Genomic DNA, 732 nt, shown 5'->3' on the forward strand with positions numbered 1-732 from the left:
CCGCCTGCCCCGGGCCGCCGCCCGCGCTCGCGTCGACCGCCGACGCATCCGTGCCGAGCACCGCCCACGCGCGCTCGAGCGTCAGCCCGCCGGCCACGAGCGCCGCGAGCCGGTGGATGGTCGCGGCCGCCTCGTCGAGACGATCGGCCGCGGTCATCGGCGCCGCACGGAGAGCCGGTCGCCGTCGAGCACGAGCTCACCGATCGCCGCGACCCGTCGCCCGTCGGCGGTCCGCTCGACGTGCAGCACCGCGTCGAGCGCGCTCACCGCCTGCCGGGCGAGCGCGGGCGGGGTCAGGCCCGCGAGCGCGCCGAGCGCCTCGAGCCGCGCCGGCACATCCTCGAGCGAGTTCGCGTGGAGCGTGCCCGCGCCGCCGTCGTGCCCGGTGTTGAGCGCCGCGAGCAGCTCCCGCACCTCGGCGCCCCGGCACTCCCCGAGCACGAGCCGATCGGGGCGCATGCGCAACGCCTCGCGCACGAGCTGCTCGAGCCCGATGGCGCCCGCTCCCTCGGCGTTCGCCTGCCGCGCCTCGAGCGCGACGACGTGGGGGTGGCGGATGCGCAGCTCGGCGACGTCCTCGATCGTCACGATGCGCTCGCCGGCCGCGGCCTCGGAGAGCATCGCGCCCAGCAGGGTCGTCTTGCCCGAGCCGCCGGCGCCGGTGACGAGCACGTTCGCGCGCCGCGCGACGAGCGCGCGCACCCGCTCGACCGGCACCGCCGCGAAGCAGCC

The 732-nt window shown here is 78.6% G+C and carries 1 protein-coding gene; it reads right to left on the reverse strand.

Features of this window, described 5'->3' with window-relative positions:
• Positions 1-153: 153 nt before the first annotated feature.
• On the reverse strand, positions 154-732 hold a 579-nt coding region (locus tag NWP09_RS13115), incomplete at its 5' end, for a CpaF family protein (protein ID WP_258275925.1).

This window comes from Agrococcus sp. HG114 (genome assembly GCF_024723325.1).
In the GTDB taxonomy this organism is placed as follows: Bacteria; Actinomycetota; Actinomycetes; order Actinomycetales; family Microbacteriaceae; genus Agrococcus.